The organism is Pseudarthrobacter sp. DSP2-3-2b1 (genome assembly GCF_049895945.1).
Lineage (GTDB): Bacteria > Actinomycetota > Actinomycetes > Actinomycetales > Micrococcaceae > Arthrobacter.
Genome location: NZ_JAFCTI010000007.1, coordinates 140,630 through 157,639, shown reverse-complemented (window position 1 = coordinate 157,639; position 17,010 = coordinate 140,630). Strand labels below are relative to the sequence as shown.

General features: G+C 64.5%; 17 protein-coding genes. 6 read left to right on the top strand and 11 right to left on the bottom strand.

Translation table 11 applies throughout. The features are described 5' to 3' along the window. The first annotated feature begins 250 nt into the window (after positions 1–250). The 3 genes from ACP7AX_RS10930 to ACP7AX_RS10920 all read left to right on the top strand — a co-directional run bounded on the left by ACP7AX_RS10930 (position 251) and on the right by ACP7AX_RS10920 (position 4,937). The gene (locus ACP7AX_RS10930) at positions 251–1,294 is read left to right on the top strand and encodes an AAA family ATPase (protein WP_426226476.1); all 1,044 of its coding nucleotides are present in this window, start codon (positions 251–253) and stop codon (positions 1,292–1,294) included. A 69-nt stretch (positions 1,295–1,363) separates the two neighbouring features. Next, positions 1,364–2,362: a LacI family DNA-binding transcriptional regulator gene (locus ACP7AX_RS10925; RefSeq protein WP_426226475.1), complete on the top strand. Its 999-nt coding sequence runs from the start codon at positions 1,364–1,366 to the stop codon at positions 2,360–2,362. Positions 2,363–2,456: 94 nt separating this feature from the next. Continuing rightward, on the top strand, positions 2,457–4,937 hold the full coding sequence (locus tag ACP7AX_RS10920) for a glycoside hydrolase family 2 TIM barrel-domain containing protein (RefSeq protein ID WP_426226474.1): 2,481 nt from the start codon (positions 2,457–2,459) through the stop codon (positions 4,935–4,937). An 83-nt stretch (positions 4,938–5,020) separates the two neighbouring features. On the opposite strand, the gene pntB is transcribed toward ACP7AX_RS10920, so the two are convergent. From pntB to ACP7AX_RS10900, 4 genes are all read right to left on the bottom strand, one after another. Next, on the bottom strand, positions 5,021–6,496 hold the full coding sequence (gene pntB / locus ACP7AX_RS10915; protein WP_426226473.1) for a Re/Si-specific NAD(P)(+) transhydrogenase subunit beta: 1,476 nt from the start codon (positions 6,494–6,496) through the stop codon (positions 5,021–5,023). After that, the gene (locus ACP7AX_RS10910) at positions 6,493–8,049 is read right to left on the bottom strand and encodes a Re/Si-specific NAD(P)(+) transhydrogenase subunit alpha (RefSeq protein WP_426226472.1); all 1,557 of its coding nucleotides are present in this window, start codon (positions 8,047–8,049) and stop codon (positions 6,493–6,495) included. The genes pntB and ACP7AX_RS10910 overlap by 4 nt, the downstream gene beginning before the upstream one ends. 234 nt (positions 8,050–8,283) lie before the next feature. Continuing rightward, a complete protein-coding gene (locus ACP7AX_RS10905) occupies positions 8,284–9,123 on the bottom strand; it encodes a VOC family protein (RefSeq protein WP_426226471.1) in 840 nt (279 codons plus the stop codon). 66 nt (positions 9,124–9,189) lie between these two features. Continuing rightward, on the bottom strand, positions 9,190–10,053 hold the full coding sequence (locus ACP7AX_RS10900; RefSeq protein ID WP_426226470.1) for an AraC family transcriptional regulator: 864 nt from the start codon (positions 10,051–10,053) through the stop codon (positions 9,190–9,192). A 131-nt stretch (positions 10,054–10,184) separates the two neighbouring features. Here ACP7AX_RS10900 and ACP7AX_RS10895 point away from each other — a divergent pair, with 131 nt between their 5' ends. Then, positions 10,185–11,258, top strand: a complete 1,074-nt coding sequence (locus ACP7AX_RS10895; RefSeq protein ID WP_426226469.1) for a DNA polymerase IV — start codon at positions 10,185–10,187, stop codon at positions 11,256–11,258. A 43-nt stretch (positions 11,259–11,301) separates the two neighbouring features. Here ACP7AX_RS10895 and ACP7AX_RS10890 read toward each other — a convergent pair whose 3' ends face one another. From ACP7AX_RS10890 to ACP7AX_RS10865, 6 genes are all read right to left on the bottom strand, one after another. Next, a complete protein-coding gene (locus ACP7AX_RS10890) occupies positions 11,302–11,694 on the bottom strand; it encodes a hypothetical protein (protein WP_426226468.1) in 393 nt (130 codons plus the stop codon). After that, positions 11,691–12,035, bottom strand: a complete 345-nt coding sequence (locus tag ACP7AX_RS10885) for a PadR family transcriptional regulator (RefSeq protein ID WP_426226467.1) — start codon at positions 12,033–12,035, stop codon at positions 11,691–11,693. Before ACP7AX_RS10885 ends, ACP7AX_RS10890 begins: the two co-directional genes overlap by 4 nt. 49 nt (positions 12,036–12,084) lie before the next feature. After that, a complete protein-coding gene (locus ACP7AX_RS10880; protein ID WP_426226466.1) occupies positions 12,085–12,393 on the bottom strand; it encodes an SDR family NAD(P)-dependent oxidoreductase in 309 nt (102 codons plus the stop codon). A gap of 84 nt (positions 12,394–12,477) precedes the next feature. Then, a complete protein-coding gene (locus ACP7AX_RS10875) occupies positions 12,478–12,693 on the bottom strand; it encodes a hypothetical protein (RefSeq protein ID WP_426226534.1) in 216 nt (71 codons plus the stop codon). A 414-nt stretch (positions 12,694–13,107) separates the two neighbouring features. Next, a complete protein-coding gene (locus ACP7AX_RS10870) occupies positions 13,108–13,926 on the bottom strand; it encodes an MBL fold metallo-hydrolase (RefSeq protein ID WP_426226465.1) in 819 nt (272 codons plus the stop codon). 52 nt (positions 13,927–13,978) lie between these two features. Further along, positions 13,979–14,146 (bottom strand): hypothetical protein, encoded by a 168-nt coding sequence (locus tag ACP7AX_RS10865; RefSeq protein ID WP_426226464.1) that lies wholly within the window; start codon positions 14,144–14,146, stop codon positions 13,979–13,981. A gap of 178 nt (positions 14,147–14,324) precedes the next feature. On the opposite strand from ACP7AX_RS10865, the gene ACP7AX_RS10860 reads away from it, so the two are divergent. Then, positions 14,325–15,008, top strand: coding sequence for a hypothetical protein (locus tag ACP7AX_RS10860; protein WP_426226463.1), 684 nt, complete (start codon positions 14,325–14,327; stop codon positions 15,006–15,008). 12 nt (positions 15,009–15,020) lie between these two features. Here the strand turns inward: ACP7AX_RS10860 and ACP7AX_RS10855 are convergent, their stop codons facing one another. Further along, positions 15,021–15,458 (bottom strand): VOC family protein, encoded by a 438-nt coding sequence (locus ACP7AX_RS10855; protein WP_131681573.1) that lies wholly within the window; start codon positions 15,456–15,458, stop codon positions 15,021–15,023. Between the two features lie 146 nt (positions 15,459–15,604). Between ACP7AX_RS10855 and ACP7AX_RS10850 the strand changes: the two genes are divergently transcribed. Further along, entirely contained in the window at positions 15,605–16,927 is a 1,323-nt protein-coding gene (locus ACP7AX_RS10850; protein ID WP_426226462.1) for an alpha-amylase family protein, read from the top strand. Positions 16,928–17,010: the final 83 nt, after the last annotated feature.

Below are 17,010 nucleotides of genomic sequence, written 5' to 3'. Positions count from 1 at the left end.
ACGTCCGGGGAGCGGCTGCTTTCCGTTGTACCGGTTGTAGTTCGCACAGGATTCGGGGGGACATGAATGAGCAGGACTATGCGTTGGGGCTAGTCCTCGGTGTCGTGGCGGTATTGGTGCTGGCACCGATCGGTGTGGCCAGGATACCCGTGGCTATCCTGGCCATTGCGCGAGTACTACTCCCAAAAGGGAGTTGTTCCTGGTGAGGCCAACCCCATCCCGGTCAGGAATCGAGTACTACAGTGGTTGCATGGCTGCCAGCCGCAATCCGCTCGACGACCTGCGCGAAACCATCGGCCGACTGGCCGATCAGCTCAAGCTGCCCGGCGGTTCGGAGCGCGTTGACGACCTGGTCGGTGATCTCACCGGTGCGAGGCCCGGGCCAGCCCGGCCGCTGTCCGAGGTGCAGGCCGAGCTCGACGCGCTGGTTGGACTGGAGACAGTGAAGGAACAGGTGCGGGCGCTCGTCGCACTGCTCCAGGTCCAGGCCCGCCGCAAGGCGCACGGCCTGCCGGAGGTGGCCACGTCACAACATCTGGTGTTCCTCGGAAACCCGGGCACGGGCAAGACCACCGTGGCGCGGCTCCTGGCCGAGATGTACCGTGCGGTCGGCCTGCTGCAGAAAGGCCATCTGGTCGAGGTCGACCGTTCGGGCTTGGTGGGGCAGTACGTCGGCACCACCGCCATCAAGACGGACCGGGTGATCCGGCGCGCGCTGGACGGCGTCCTGTTCATCGACGAGGCCTACGCGCTGGCCCCTGAGGACGGCCGGATGGACTTCGGCCCCGAGGCAATCGAGGTCCTGCTCAAGCGGATGGAGGACCACCGCCACCGCTTGGTCGTGATCGTGGCCGGATACCCGCGGCTGATGGAGTCCTTCTTGCTCTCGAACCCCGGACTGCGATCCCGGTTCGCCCGCGAGATCACGTTCCCCGACTACTCGGTCGACGCACTCCAGACGATCTTCCACCGGATGCTGGCCCAGCACGAGTACAGGCTGGAGCCGGGTGCGGACCAGGTGCTGCGCCGCATCTTCATCGGGCTGCACGCGGGCGAGGACTCCGGCAACGCAAGGTTCGCCCGCACGCTGTTCGAGCAGGCGCTCAACCGTCAGGCACTACGGCTGTCGCTCGACGAAAAACAAAGTCTCGACGCGCTCGATCGTGAGGCCGTCATGACGCTCACCGCGGACGACCTCGTCGAGGCCGCGCTGGCCTTGGGCGAGGAGCCGGAACCGGAACCGACGCCGGAACCGGAACCGGAGCGGCCACGCTGGTGGCGCTGGCTCCTCTGACCGGGACACCTGCTGGCGGTTCACACAGTGAGTATCACGTGTCAACCCACCCTGTGCGATGATCAAAAGGTGACCCCGGAAACGAAACCGACCAAGCGCCCCACCAGCTTTGATGTCGCCAAGAGGGCTGGTGTATCCCGCGCAACGGTCAGCCATGTCCTGAACGGCCAGGGTTCCCGCTTCCCCGAGGAGACCCGTGCCAAAGTCCTAAAGGCGGCCGAGGAACTGAACTATCAGCCCTCCCCCGCCGGCCGCGCGCTGGTGACCGGCCGGAGCGACATTCTGGTGATCCTCGTCCCCAACACCACGTTCGGAAGCAACCTCCAGGATCTCGTTGACAACGTCACAAGTCATGCAGCCGCGCACGGCCTGAGCGTGGTGGTCCGCTTCGCCGGCAGCAACCCCGGCGAAACGCTCGCTGCCATTTTGCACTTCCGGCCCGTTGCCGTGGTGGACATGGGAATCCTCGGGGCGGACGAACGCGAGGTCCTCCAGAATTCCGGGGCGGCGGTCATTCCCCGGATCCATGAGCCTGAGGACCCCACCCACGACATCAACCACATCATCGGGCGGACCATGGCAAAGACGCTGCTGCGGAACGGTCCGAGGCAGCTGGCCTACGCAGCCCTGCTGGATGAGCGGCTCGACCCCTTCGGGCCAGGCCGCTTCGAGGGATTGAAGGCAGCGGCCCGCGCTGAGGGCCTGCCGGAACCTGAACGCATCGAGATCCCGCTCGAGCTCGCACGGGCCACCGCAGCCCTCGCTGCCGTCAAAGCCAAGGACGCCCCGCTAGCTGTGGGCTGCTACAACGACGACGTCGCGCTCGCCATGGTGGCCGCCGGCAGGGCGCTTGGGCTGAGGATCCCTGATGACCTCTCAGTGGTGGGTGTCGATGCCACGGCCATCGGGCAGCTTGTCTCACCCCGGCTCACCACCATCCGCATCCACAATGCACCGCTCATGGAGCGAATCGCCGCGGACCTTGCCGCCCTCAGCAGCGCCGAGGCCTCCGCACCGCAGCCCGCCTCCCTGCCCGAAGTCGCCGTTGTGCCCGGAGAAACGGCCTAGCCCTCCGGCCGGAACCCAACGGTTCATTGACACGTGTCACCTCGCTGTGATCTCCTTGTTGTGACACGTGATACGAGATCCAGGGAGAACCTCAATGACGCGCACTTCTTTCAATGCCGGATGGGCGGTACGGCCGAAGGTCAGCCTCTTCGCCGAGTTCGACGGACCGGTCATTCCACCGCAGCCCGTCACCCTGCCGCACGACGCACTGATCGGACTGCCGCGCTCCGCCGATTCCGTCCAGGGTTCGCACGCCGGCTACTCCCCCGACGGCACGTTCGAATACTCCAAGACCTTCGAGGTGCCCGAGGACTATCGGGGAAAGCGCGTCTCGCTCGAGTTCCAGGGCGTCTACCGGGATGCCATGGTCTTCATCAACGGGGACTTCGCCGGCCAACGCCCTTTCGGCTACTCCATCTTCACCATCCGGCTGGATCCTTTCCTGAAGTACGGCCAGAAGAACACCATCCGTGTTGATGCGCGCGTCCACCAGGATTCCCGCTGGTATTCGGGCGCCGGTATCTACCGGGACACCTTTCTGTCCGTAACAGAACTGGTTCACCTCGCTCCCAACGGCGTGAGGGTCTCGACGCCGGACATCACCGCCGGCCGTGCCGTCGTGGACGTCGCCACCACCGTGGAGAACGAGGGCCTGTCCACTGCCACGGTGACGGTGGGAACGGAACTGTACGACGGCGACGGCGCGGTTGTCGCCGTCGGCTCCGCCCCCGTGACGCTCAAGGCAGGCGGCACCGCCGTCGTCCGCCAGCGCCTGTACATCACCGAGCCCCGCCTGTGGGGGCTGGACAGCCCGCACCTTTACTCGGCGCGGACTGAGCTCCGCGACGAACTGGAGGTGTTGCAGGCAGACACCACCACCTTCGGCATCCGCTCCCTCCAGCTGGACCCCTTCAACGGCCTTCAGATCAACGGGGAGACCGTCAAGCTCCGCGGCGCCTGCATCCACCACGACAACGGCATCCTCGGCGCAGCCACCATTTCCCGCGCGGACGAGCGCCGGGTGCAGCTGCTGAAGGAAGCCGGCTTCAACTCCATCCGCAGTGCGCACAACCCGGTCAGCCAGGCCATGCTGGACGCCTGCGACAAGCACGGAATGCTGGTCATGGACGAAACCTTCGATGTGTGGACCGAAGGAAAGTCCGCGTTCGACTACTCGCTGTCCTTCCCAGAATGGTGGGAACGCGATGTCGAGGCCATGGTGGCGAAAGACTTCAACCACCCCAGCGCGGTGCTCTACTCCATTGGCAACGAGATCCCGGAAACGGGCAGCGGCCTCGGCTCCGGCTGGGGGCGGCAGATCGCGGAGAAGATCAGGTCCCTGGACTCCACCCGCTACACCACCAACGGGATCAACGGGTTCGTCTCCGTGATCGCGGATGCTGCAACCATGATGAAAGAGGCCGGCGCGGGCGACGACAGCCAGGGCGTCAACGCCATGATGAGCGGGGCCGGTGAGGCGATGGGCCGCATCAGCTCCTCCCCGCTTGTCTCGGAACGGACGGCCGAATCCCACGCAGCCGTGGACGTGGCCGGCATCAACTACGGTGACGGCCGCTATGTGATGGACAGGGAGCTCTTCCCCAACAGGATCATGGTCGGAACCGAAACGTTCCCTGACCGGATCGATGTCCTCTGGAAGCTGGTGGAGGAAAACCCGCACGTGATCGGCGATTACACCTGGACGGGCTGGGACTACCTCGGCGAAGCCGGCATCGGCCGCGTGCAGTACACCGATGGGACCGACGGAAAGCCCGCTCTTGGTGCGCCGTACCCGTGGCTGCTCGCCTGGTGCGGCGACATCGACATCACCGGCTACCGGCGGCCCGCCTCCTACTACCGCGAGACGGTCTTCGGGCTCCGGCACGAGCCGTACATCGCCGTCCAGCGCCCGCAGAATTACGCCCGTGAACACGGGATGGGGCCGTGGACCTGGACGGACTGCATCTCCAGCTGGAGCTGGAGTGTCGCCGAGGGTTCCCCGGTCAGGGTTGAGGTCTACAGCGACGCCGAAGAGGTGGAGCTGCTCCTCAACGGATCCGCCGTGGGCAGGGCCCCTGCCGGAGCCGCGCACCGGTTCCGTGCACACTTCGAGCTGACCTATGAGCCCGGTGAGCTGGTGGCTGTGGGCTACATCAACGGGGTAGAGCAGGCCCGCACCACACTCCGCACGGCAGCGGGAGATATCGGCCTCACCGCCGATGCCGACCGCACCGAGCTGGTGGCCGACCACGCCGACCTCAGCTACGTGACCATCGAGTTCCGCGATGCACGCGGCAACCTGGCCACGAACATCGAACACCGCATCACCGTGACGGTCGAAGGAGCCGGCGTGCTGCAGGGCCTGGGCAGCGCCCGCCCCGACACTGAAGAGATGTTCACGGAGGACAGCCACACCTCGTTCGATGGCCGTCTGCTCGCCGTCGTCAGGCCCGTCGCAGAAGGGGACATTACCGTGCACGTCAGCGCCGACGGTTTCGAACCCGTCACCGTCAGCCTGGCTGCCTCCGCTCCCGCAACCGCCGAAAGGCGGGACGAGGTCACCGTCGTCGCCTGATAACGGGCACCCCCACCAAAACGGAACAGCGGGCGACGGCGGAAACCTCCCGCCGTCGCCCGCTGCCTTCAGCGCAGTATCAGTCAGAACGCTTTGAGGATGTCTTCGACGCGGGTTTTGGCGTCGCCGAAGAGCATCTGAGAGTTGTCGCGGTAGAACAGGGGGTTCTGGACTCCTGCGTAGCCGGCGGCCATGGAGCGTTTGAACACAATGACGTTCTCGGCTTCCCAGACCCTTAGGACGGGCATCCCGGCGATGGGGCTTCCGGGGTCTTCTGCCGCGGAGGGGTTGACGGTGTCGTTCGCGCCGATGACCAGGACCACGGAGGTGCCGCCGAGGTCGTCGTTGATTTCGTCCATTTCCAGGACAATGTCGTACGGGACTTTGGCTTCGGCGAGGAGGACGTTCATGTGTCCGGGCAGGCGCCCGGCGACCGGGTGGATACCGAACCGGACGTTCACGCCCTTCTCGCGGAGCTGGTGCGCGAGTTCCGCGACGGGGTACTGTGCCTGCGCAACGGCCATGCCGTAGCCGGGGGTGATGACCACACTTGAGGCGTTGGTCAGCATCTCGGCGGTGGCCTGGGCGGTGATTTCGCGGTGTTCCCCGTATTCGGCGTCCGCCGCTGCCGGGGCTGCGATGCCGAAGCCGCCGGCGATCACGGAGATGAAGGACCGGTTCATGGCCTTGCACATGATGTAGGACAGGTACGCACCGGAGGAACCCACCAGGGCGCCGGTGATGATGAGCAGGTCGTTGTTCAGCAGGAAACCTGCCGCGGCTGCGGCCCAGCCGGAGTAGCTGTTGAGCATGGACACCACCACGGGCATGTCGCCGCCGCCGATGGAGGCGACCAGGTGCCAGCCCAGCCCGAGGGCGAGGATGGTGACGACGATGAGGAGCCAGAGCTGGGAGTCGTTGACGTACCAGGCGGTCAGGGCGATGAACGCGGCGAGGGCGCCGAGGTTGATCGCGTTCTTGCCCGGCAGCATCAGGGGTGAGGACTTCATCCGGGCGGAGAGTTTCAGGAACGCCACGATCGAGCCGGTGAAGGTCACCGCGCCGATGAACACGCCGATGAAAACCTCGGCGTGGTGGACGGCTGTCAGCTCCGGTGACAGGGCCGGGGCTTCGAGGTGCCCGTTCCAGCCGACGAGGACGGCCGCGAGGCCCACGAAGCTGTGCAGCAGCGCGATCAGTTCGGGCATGCCGGTCATTTCCACCACCCGGGCGCGCCAGAGCCCGATGGCCCCGCCCACGATCACCGCGGCCAGGAGCAACACGAGGCCGGTGAGGCCGTGGCCGGTGCCCCAGGCGCCCTGCACGGTCAGCCAGACTGTGGCGGCGAGGGCGATGACCATCCCGGTGATGCCGTAGACGACGCCGGCGCGGGCGTTTTCGTGTTTGCTCAGCCCCGCGAGGGACAGGATGAACAGCAGGGCCGCGACGATGTACGCAGCTCCGGCGATGGTGTCGGCGGTCAACGGACCGGAGACGGTGTCAGACACGGTAAGGCTCCTCGAGACGATTCGGGCTGCGGCTTCGGGTACGGCGCTCATTTACGGGCCCCGTCGCCGCGGGAGAACATCGCGAGCATCCGCCGGGTCACAGCGAACCCGCCGAAGATGTTGATGCTGGCCAGCAGCACCGCGACGGCCGCGAGCACCTGCATCACGGGATTGTCCGAGGTGACCTGCAGCAGCGCACCGACGACGATGATTCCGGAGATCGCGTTCGTGACGGACATCAGCGGGGTGTGCAGGGCGTGGTGGACTTTCCCGATCACGTAGAAGCCGACCACGATCGAGAGCATCAGCACGGTGAAGTGCTGCGGCAGGGGCGCCGGGGCCACCGCGTTGACCAGGAACAGCGCGGCGATGCCGGCCGCAAAGAGTCCTGCTTTGCCGGCGGCGCTGAGGCCCTGCTTCTTCTTTGGCGCGGTGGCGTCGGCGGCCGGGGCCTGGGCCGTGGCCGCCGGGGCGGCGGAGACCTGGACCGGGGGCGGCGGCCAGGTCTTTTCACCGTCGCGGACCACCGTCACCGACCGCTGGACCACATCATCAAAGTCGATCCGCAGCACTCCGTCCTTGTCCTTGGTCAGGAGCTTGAGCAGGTTCAGCATGTTCGTCCCGTACAGCTGGGACGCCTGGGCAGGAAGCCGGGCCGGAAGATCCGTGTAGCCCAGGATGACCACACCGTTCTCCGTCACAATCCGTTCCCCGGCAACCGAGCCTTCCACGTTGCCGCCCTGGCCGGCGGCCATGTCCACGATCACGCTGCCGGACTTCATGCCCGCCACGTCCTCGGCCGTGAGCAGCTTGGGGGCCGGGCGGCCGGGGATCAGGGCGGTGGTGATGATGATGTCCACATCAGCCGCCTGCTCCGTGTAGATCTCCGCGGCCCGGGCGTTGTACGCCTGGGACGTGGCCTTGGCGTACCCGTCGGAGGACTTCATCTCCTCCTCCATCTCAACCTTGAGGTAGGTCCCGCCGATCGACTTCACCTGGTCGGCAACCTCAGGGCGCGGATCCGTAGCCCGGACGATCGCGCCCAGGCTGGACGCGGCCCCGATCGCCGCCAAACCGGCAACACCCGCGCCGGCCACCAGGACCTTCGCAGGCGGGACCTTGCCCGCAGCGGTCACCTGGCCGGTGAAAAACCGGCCGAACTCGTGCGCGGCCTCAATCACCGCACGGTACCCGGCGATGTTCGCCATGGAGCTCAGCACGTCCATGGACTGCGCCCGCGAGATGCGTGGCACCGCATCCAACGCCAGCGCCGTGATCGGGCGCGCGGCCAGGGCTTCCACCAGTTCAGGGCGCAGGCCAGGGCTCAGCGAACCGATCAGCGTCGCACCGGGAGCCAGCCTGTCAATCTCCTCCTCGGTGGGCGGATTGACCCGCAGCACCACCTCAGACCCCCACGCCTCATCGGCGCCGACAATCAGGGCGCCGGCCTCAACATAGGCCTCATCACGGAACGACGCGGACTCCCCCGCGCCCTTCTCGACCACAACCTCGTAGCCCAACCGCAACAACTGCTTGACCGTGGTGGGCGTCGCCGCCACCCGGCTCTCGCGACCCAACTCGGCCACAATGCCAATACGTGTCACGTTCACTCTCCCTTATCCATACAAAAAGCCCGGCGCGCGTAACCGCCGCCAGGCAAACCCACATTGGTTCGTTTCTTCAAGGACATTGCAGGGACCCGTCAGCCAAAAGCTGACGGGTCCCTAAAACTCCTGTTCAGTATGCCTTAGTGCCGCTATGTGACGTTCTCCATGTCGACGGCGGGGCCCTGGCAGGTCGAGGGATCAGGCCCGTTAGACGGGGAACATTCGTGCCACTTAGCCGGCCGTGAATTGGCTTGCGGTAAATTCGGCGCCTTGCGGGTCCCGGATCAGGGCATCGCGTGTCCAGTCGGTCTCGCGCTGCGCAAGGACTTCGGCGCCAAGGCGTTTCGCGTCCTCTACCGTCTGATCACGGTCGGCAACGGCGAACGTGACGTGCCAGTGCGGCGGTTCCCCGGGGTCAGTGGGCACCACCCACGCGATGGCGTCCTCGAAGCCTGGTGGGGCGGAGAATTCTGCCTGCCGCTCCCTGATATCGGGATCGGATGTCGCCGCAAGATGGTCACCATAACCCGGCTGGCGGACCATCATGCCGAATCCGACGTCGTCGACCTGCCAGCCGAATGCGCCTCCATAGAACGCAACTGCTGCGGTGGGGTTGTCTGTGTGGAGGTCGCTGAAGTTCCAGGACCCCGGCGCGTTAACCACCTGCGCACCTAACCGCCGTTTAGCCTGCCAGAGGCGGAACTCAACACCCTGGGGATCGGTCAGTGCCGCGCTGCGCCCTCCCTCCCCCGCGTCCGCCGGTGCCTCGAGCACCGTGGCGCCCGCGGCAGTCAGTCGCTGCACTGCCGCATCCGCGTCATCGACGGCGACATAGGTGCTCCACTTCGTGGTTCCACCACTGCCGCCCGCCAGCCCGGCCACATCCTTGCCATCAAGCTTTGCTATCCGATAGCGGCCCGGTGCTCCGGGCGGCATCACGTCCTCGAATATCCAGCCAAACAGTCCGGAGTAGAACTCAGCGGCGGCATCAATGTCAGGTTGCTCTGTGTCGATCCAACTCGGGACGCCTTCCGGATAGGAGCGTCCGTTCATGGCTTGTTTCCCGTTCATGGGACACAGCCTAGCGAGCAGGGTTGCGGCAGGAAATACCTGAACTGTGGCCCGCAAAGGCGGGAACTAACTGGCGGGGTCTGGTTCGATGGGGATCCATAGCTGTCCGCGGCCCCGGGAACCGTCCGGTTCCGGTTGAACGCTCAGCATTTGTGGCCCGGGCGCCCAACGGTATGGATTGGCGGGGAACCACTGCGCCGCTGCATCAGCCCAAAGATGCTGCAGGGACTCTGGAAACTTGCCCTCAGTCTCGAATACGACCCATATACCGGCAGGGATATCCGCAGAGTCGTATCCGTTCGGCGCTGTCTGTGAGGAGGCAGCAGCGCGCCAGTAGTCCAGTTCGCTTCCCTCGGTTCCCGGTTCCTCGATGTTCTCGGTGACTGCCAGCAGCCCGAGCGGCTCAGTGTCTGACAACTCTGCCAATCGCGGCCTGACTGATGTGTCCAGGCTCCGTTCGAAGGCCTCGATTTCCGGGTTGGGGCCCTCATAGACGAGCCGGACGCGCGTCTTCAGCCCGATGAGCCGGAAGGATTCCTTCTTCACTATGCGGTGCTTCATGTCAGCACTCCCTTCGATTCGGACATGGATTCTTAATTGCGGTTGTGAATGAAGCACCGCGCCCGGTCGCCGCGCCTGGGATGGAGTGATGCCGTGCATGGCTCTAAAGGCCCGGGTGAACGCCTCGGCCGATCCGTACCCGTACCGGACCGCCACGTCCAGTACGGCTTGCCCGGCAACAATTTCCGCTGTTGCCGCGGTCAGCCGCCGGCGCCTGATGTACTCAGACAACGGCAAGCCCGCGAGGGAGGCAAACATGCGCCGAAAGTGGTACTCCGAGGTGAGGGCAACCTGTGCCAGTTGTCCGACGTCAATCGGCGCGGCGAGATCCACTTCGATCAGCTCGATGGCCCGGTTCCATTCCTGCACGGCTACCCCCTTCCTGTACTACGGTACGAGAGTCCCTGCCGGCAGACCCGACAATCCCAGCCCGAAAAGATCAGGTACCTGTACACAGCTTCTCCGATGCTTGCCAGGGCTGTTTAGGGCAGACTGGTGGCGTGAGCGGAATCCGGTGGGTACTGCACGTCGATCTCGACCAGTTCATCGCTGCGGTCGAAGTACTTCGCCGGCCGGAGCTTGCGGGCAAGCCCATCATTGTGGGCGGCCGTGGCGACCCCACGGAACGGGCAGTGGTGTCCACCGCATCCTACGAAGCCCGGGCGTTCGGCGTAGGTTCCGGAATGCCTTTACGCATCGCGGCCCGGAAAGTACCCGACGCCGTGATTCTTCCCGTTGATCACGAGGCTTACCTCGAAGCCTCTGAATCAGTGATGACCACCTTGCGCGGGCAGCCCGGGGCCACCGTCCAGGTGCTGGGCTGGGATGAAGCATTTGTCGGCACCGAGACAGAGAACCCGGAAGCCTACGCCCGGCAGCTGCAGGCAGCCGTCATGGAGCGGACACGGCTGCACTGCAGCGTGGGCATCGGCGACACCCTGGTCAGGGCCAAGGTCGCCACAGGCTTCGGAAAGCCGGCCGGCGTCTTCCGCCTCACTGCGGGAAACTGGCTCGAGGTCATGGGTAGCCGGCCCACCAAGGACCTGTGGGGCGTCGGAAGCAAAGTGTCGGGCCGGCTGGCCAAGATCGGCATCAACACGGTGGCCGAGCTCGCCGCCTCGGACCCGCAGGACCTCGTTCCGGAGTTCGGCCCCCGGATGGGTCCCTGGTACGCGGAGCTCGGACGCGGAGACGGCGCCAGCGTGGTGGACGACACCCCGTGGGTTGCCCGCGGGCACAGCCGGGAAACCACCTTCCAGCGCGACCTGACCGAGCCGGCCCAAGTGGAGCACGCCGTCAGGGAGCTGACAGCGCGCGTCCTTGAGGATGTTGTGGCCGAGGGGCGGCCAGTGATCGGGCTGACCCTTAAAGTCCGGTACGCGCCTTTCCTCACCAAGACGCACGCGAAGAAGATTCCTGAGACATACGACCGGAACGAAATCCTCACCCGGGCCTTGGACCTCGCAGCCGTAATTGAGGCGGGCCGACCCATCCGGCTCCTCGGCCTCCGGGCCGAAATGGCAATGCCCGACAATGCCCGCAAGGGACATACGCCGACGCGCGGTGGTTGGTGACGCCGTCGTCCGTTGAACGTCGCCCCTTCCGGTTCCGGAAGGGTTAGCTTGCTGCGGTGGAGCTCTGTGCGGGCAGGAAATAGTCGGTCAGGAATCCGGCCAGGACACTGGCGAGAATCAGTAGGGCCGCCGGCTGCAGTGTGATCGGACCAACGACGTCGCGAATGTCGATTTTGAATAGGAGCATCAGGAGGACCGCGAGGAGAATATAGACAAGCGCCAATGCTGTCCCGGCACTTGTGATGCTCTTCCCCAGTGTGCGCCGCTTCTTCTTTGGGAACTGCTGCGCATATTCCTCGGCCGTGCCAAATTCTGCCGCCGCCGGGGTCCCTGCCGATGCCTGATGAGCCCGCACGTCCTCGAGAACTTCCGCGATCTCGGATTCGGACAACCCGCGGACTCGCAGGTTGAAGGTGAGTTTTCGCTCGTAGCTCATGACTGTTCCTGTCGGGTTGTAAGGATTTCGGTGAGGGACTGACTCATCCGCTGCCAGGCTTCGGACGAACGGGCAAGCTCGTCGCGGCCGCGTTCAGTGAGTGTGAACTCTTTGCGGCCCGGACCCGCCTGGTCGTGCTGCCAGACGTGCATCACAAAGCCGTTGTCCTCAAGTCTCTTCAGGAGCGGATACAGCGTGCCCCCCTTGATGCGTGAGAAACCGTGCCGCCGGAGGACCTCTGCAATGGCGTAGCCATGACTTTCACCATGGCTCAGCACCGCGAGCACCGCCTGCGGGAGCGCCGCCCGGGTGAGTTCGTGGTCAAAGTCCAGTTCGTCCATATCTAGATAGTGTCACGATCTAGCTAGGTTGACAATCCCTCAATTAGTCCTATTCACTGCACCGGCGCACGAGGGCAAAGCGCCACAAGCTCAGGCAAACGAACAGCGTCCCTTCTGGTTCGAGGGGACGCTGTGCTGGCACAGGGGCATTCGCCACCGCGTTCACACGAATACCCTCCTTCGCGTACATCGTCCCGGCGGCGCGGGTCATGTTCACAACGCCGCCTTTTGAGGCCGAATAGGCGATGTTATTCGAGACGGCCACCAGGCCTAACATCGAGGCAAGGTTGACCACAACGCCACCCCGGCCCTGCTTGAGTAGCTGCTCGATGACGTAACTTGTTGGTGTAGAACACACCTGAATAGTCGATGCCGTTGGTGCGCTCCCCGTTTTCGACGGTCGAGGTAACAACGTCACCCTCGCCGCCGACGCCCGCGGAGGCTACTGCAATGGTCGAGGTTGCCAAATTCCTCGACTGTCTTCGCAACGGCGACCTGGAAGCTCTCGGCTTGGAGGCGTCACCCTGCACGAACTTTGCGCCGATCTCGTTGGCGACTTCCTGTGATTTGGGATGAAGTCGAAGATCATGACCTTCGCACCCTCGGCAATGAAAGTCTTTGCGGTCGCAAGACCGATTCCCGATCCGCCGCCGGTGATTGAATGCGACCTTGTTCTCGAGCTGCATTACCAATCCAATCTCTAAACGTTTTTCGGTCACAGCCGTATCGACGTTCCCGCATGAACGGCCGGCCGGTGCCCCGTTATCGCTACGCGCTGCTTTACGGCGGGCCGGCAGGCGAGGAACAAACCACCGAGGTCATCGGCCTTAAACTGCTGTGACGACTCGCGCTTTCACCTGTTGAGGCGCTGCTGCCTGCCGAGTCTCAGGGCGCCCCGTGAGAACCATCAAGGCTGCAACCTCGGCGCTGATGCTCATGTCCCATCCTGGCAAACGCGCGGCCCACCCGTTCCCGGCAATCTGCGGATAGCGGCAGGAAATACCGGCCGGAAACCATGAAAAGCGCCACTGGCTGAGACCTGAGAACATCGCTCGTGCGGACATTCTCCATCCTAGCCTCGCGTTCCTTCGCCCTTCATGGCAAGCTGCTGTATTTGCCATTCATGCACAGCAGGCAGCCAATCCAGGGTGGCCGACGGGCCAACCCTCGGGTCGTCGGGGACACCGCCGTCGCGAAGGGCCTGGACATACTCGCGATCCTGTTTGATCCGCGCACGTACCTGATGGGCCCGTCCGACTGAGCCGTGACCGGGGATAACAGCCTCAACACCGTCCGCAACACTCTCGAACAACCGAAGCGCGACGAGGTAGTCCTCGACCGGGTCAGCGGCCTCAAGATCCAGGAACGGCATCAGGATGTCAGAGAGCATGTCGCCGGCGACAAGGACGCCGCTCCCTTCGATCAACAGTGCCGCGTGTCCCGGGGCGTGGGCCCGATGCTCCATGATCCGCACTGTGGGGCCATCCCACGGAATCTTCGCCGAATCGGGAGGAAGCCCGGTTATGAGGCCCAGCAGCTCCGTCGGGATCTCCTCGGAGTACTCCGGAGGGAGTCCCTCGGCGACGCGGGCTTTCCAGTCCGCTTTCGACAACAAGTCGCGGATGGAGGCGGCGCAGCGGGCGGTGCCGTAACGGGGCGCGTCGCCGAAGTCTGGGTGCCAGAGCACATGGTCCCAATCGGGATGCGTTGCAAAGGCGGCCACGATGGGCTGGCCCAATCCCCGAATATCGTCCGCGAGGGCCGCCATTTCGCTGCGGGTTATGCCGGGGTCAATGAGCAACACGCCGTCGCTCCCCTGCACCACGACGCAATTACTCTGGATGAACTCGCTCTCGTGAACCAGCACACCCTCAGCGACTTCCTGCAGCATCACATGCCTTCCGCTCGTGGTTCGCAACCCATTGGTCTAGCAGCTATGAGTTTCAGTCACTGCCATTAATGCTGTTTTTTGGTGGGGCAGTGCGTTTCAGTTCCGCAATGCGGAGCCGAAGGAAAGTGATCACCAGGATCAGGACATAAGCCGCCAAGCCGATTAGTACCGCCATCACAATCACATAAAGCACGGCCCCGATGCCAAATACTTGAGTCACAGGTAATCCCCCAATAGTTGTGCCTAAGCGACACCCTACGCCGCTCATCCTCGCTTCCTCGGCAGCTAAATCGCTGTTTTTGTTTTGGGCCTACGTCCGGTTTGGGAAACTTGCGGAACGTCACGCAAGTTTTCAGGAGCACGAGGCTTCTGAAGGCGCCTTAGGTTCATAATGAGGAATGAGACTGAGCGGTATTCTTCCGGAGGATGCGCCCGACCCACGTGTGGAGCTGGCTGAGCGTCTGAAACTCATGCCCATCCCTGTCATGGGTCTCGTGTCCCAGCCATCGCTGGAAGACACCGACAGCGTGGGCCTCACCTATGTTCAGGGGGCCCGCGGCTACAGCGAAATAACAGCCAGTGTCACGTATACATTGTGGCGGAACCCGCTTGACCGTTCAGACCCGATCAACCTCGCCGACCTCGACGAGCAGACACGGAGGTCGATCGAAGATGTCCCGCCCTGGCCTCGGCCCGCCTGGCTGGTCGAGTACGTGGAGCGGCTGCGATACCCGCAACTGATGGAGGCGGTTCGCACTACCTGGCACCGAGAGCGTTCCGAGCGTAGTTCTGTCGGGAATGTGTTGCTGGAACACGTCAACCACATTCTCATGAACCAGTTTCGGCGGGAACTTGGACTGGGCAATCCGTGGGACCAGCCACCGTCCCCTGCGACCGGCCTGACGATCAATGACCAAGCCACTGTCTTCGTAGATGGGCTGGAGGTGCCCGCTGTGGAGGTGGACACAAGCCCATTCGTCTACGGCATCGGCGCAGGACTACCGAACGGCGGAACCGTTACTGCCGTCCTTCCACGCGCCGAACTTGGTTTCATCCAGCTCCAGTTCATGACCCGGGCATAAGCACCAGAACGATCAGCTTTTCTTCAGTTCCTCGGCGAGCATCACCAGAATGCCGCTTGGGCCACGGACGTAGGTCAGCTTGTAGACGTCCTTATAAGTCGCCACGCCCCGAAGCGGATGGCAGCCGTGCTTCGCGGCTATCGCCAAGGCTTTGTCGATGTTGTCGACTGAGAACGCGACGCGGTGCATGCCAATGTCATTGGGCCGGGTGGGCTCCGACTCGATGGCTTCCGGGTGAATGTACTCGAAGAGCTCAAGGCGGCCGTGACCGTCCGGCGTTTGCAGCATCGCTATCTTGGCGTGGTTGCCGTCCAGGCCAACGGCAGTGTCGGTCCACTCGCCACTGACCGTGTCACGGCCCACGACGGTGAGACCGAGGTCGGAGAAAAAGGAGATCGTTGCTTCGAGATCGCGGACGGCAATTCCGACGTTCTCAAATTTGATGGCCATGCGTTGCACGTTACCGAGCCTGGCCGGATAGCTCCAGTAGTCGCACACCTTCGGGCCGATATAGGCTGAAGGGACGCTGGCCCAGGCCGGGTCAACCCGTCGCCTTTCCCGGGCGATCCGGGATCGGACTGAAGGGCCGCAACGCCATGAACGAACCTGACTGGGTCCAGCACGCCATCTGGTGGCAGGTCTATCCTCTCGGCTTCGTCGGCGCGGAGAAAACCGCGACGCCGGATCCCGCCGCTGAACACCGGTTGCTGGACCTTGTCCCGTGGCTGGACTACGCCGTCGAACTCGGCGCGTCAGGGCTGGCACTTGGCCCCATCTTCGCGTCAGAGACGCACGGGTATGACACCACCGATTACTTCCGGATCGATCCGCGGCTCGGATCCGAGGAGGACTTCGACACGCTGGTGGCCGAGGCACACGGCCGTGGTCTGCGCATACTGCTCGACGGCGTCTTCAACCACACCGGCCGCTCTTTTGCGCCGTTCCAGAACGTCCTGGCCCGCGGGCCGGCGGCGGACACTGTCTCCTGGTTCTCGCTGGACTGGCCCGACGAGGCCGGTCCCGGTGACGAACCCGCGTACCGCGACTTCGAGGGCCACCACCACCTGGTTGCCCTCAACCATGATGAGCCAGCCGTCGCCGATTTCGTCGTCGAGGTCATGGACTACTGGCTGCGCCGGGGTGCGGACGGCTGGCGACTCGACGCCGCCTACGCCGTCCCGGCGTCGTTCTGGGCTCGTGTCACCGGGCGCGTCCGTTCATCCCATCCGGACGCGTACTTCGTTGGCGAGTACATCCACGGCGACTATGCGGCCGAGGTCCGGTCCGGCGGCCTCGATTCAGCCACGCAATACGAGCTCTGGAAAGCTGTCTGGAGTTCGCTCAACGACGCGAACTTCTTCGAAATCGCGGCCGCGTTCGAACGGCACAACGTGCTCCTGGGCTCATACGCGCCGCTCACCTTCATCGGCAACCACGACGTCACCCGGATCGCGAGCAAGCTCAACGACGCCGCACTGGTGCCGCACGCTGTCGTCGTCCTGATGACAGTCGGCGGAACGCCGTCCATCTACTACGGGGACGAGCAGGGCTACCGGGGCGTCAAGGAGGACCGGGCAGGCGGTGACGACGACGTCAGGCCGCTTTTCCCGCCCTCCCCCGGCCATTTCTCGGCGCTGGGAGGCCCCGTTTTCGCCGTGCACAAGGAGCTCATTGGGCTGCGGCGCCGAAAACCCTGGCTGCACCGCGCCACCACAGACATCGTCGAGCTCTCCAACGAGGTGCTTGCGTACCGCGTCGCGAACGACGCCGATTCACTCGTCGTTGCGTTGAATCTCTCGCACGAAGCGCGTCGGGTCAGCGCGGCGGGCGCCACGGCCGTCGTCGCCGGGCACGCGACCGTCGACGTCGGCGCGAACGCGGCCGTGGTGCCGCCGCGGGGGTGGGCGGTCCTCGGCTGAGGCAGCCACGCTTCTCCCGCCGTCGGTCTTGAGCCGCTGGGTTCGATCACCCTAGAGTGATTGCTTACGACGAGTGCTTCAGG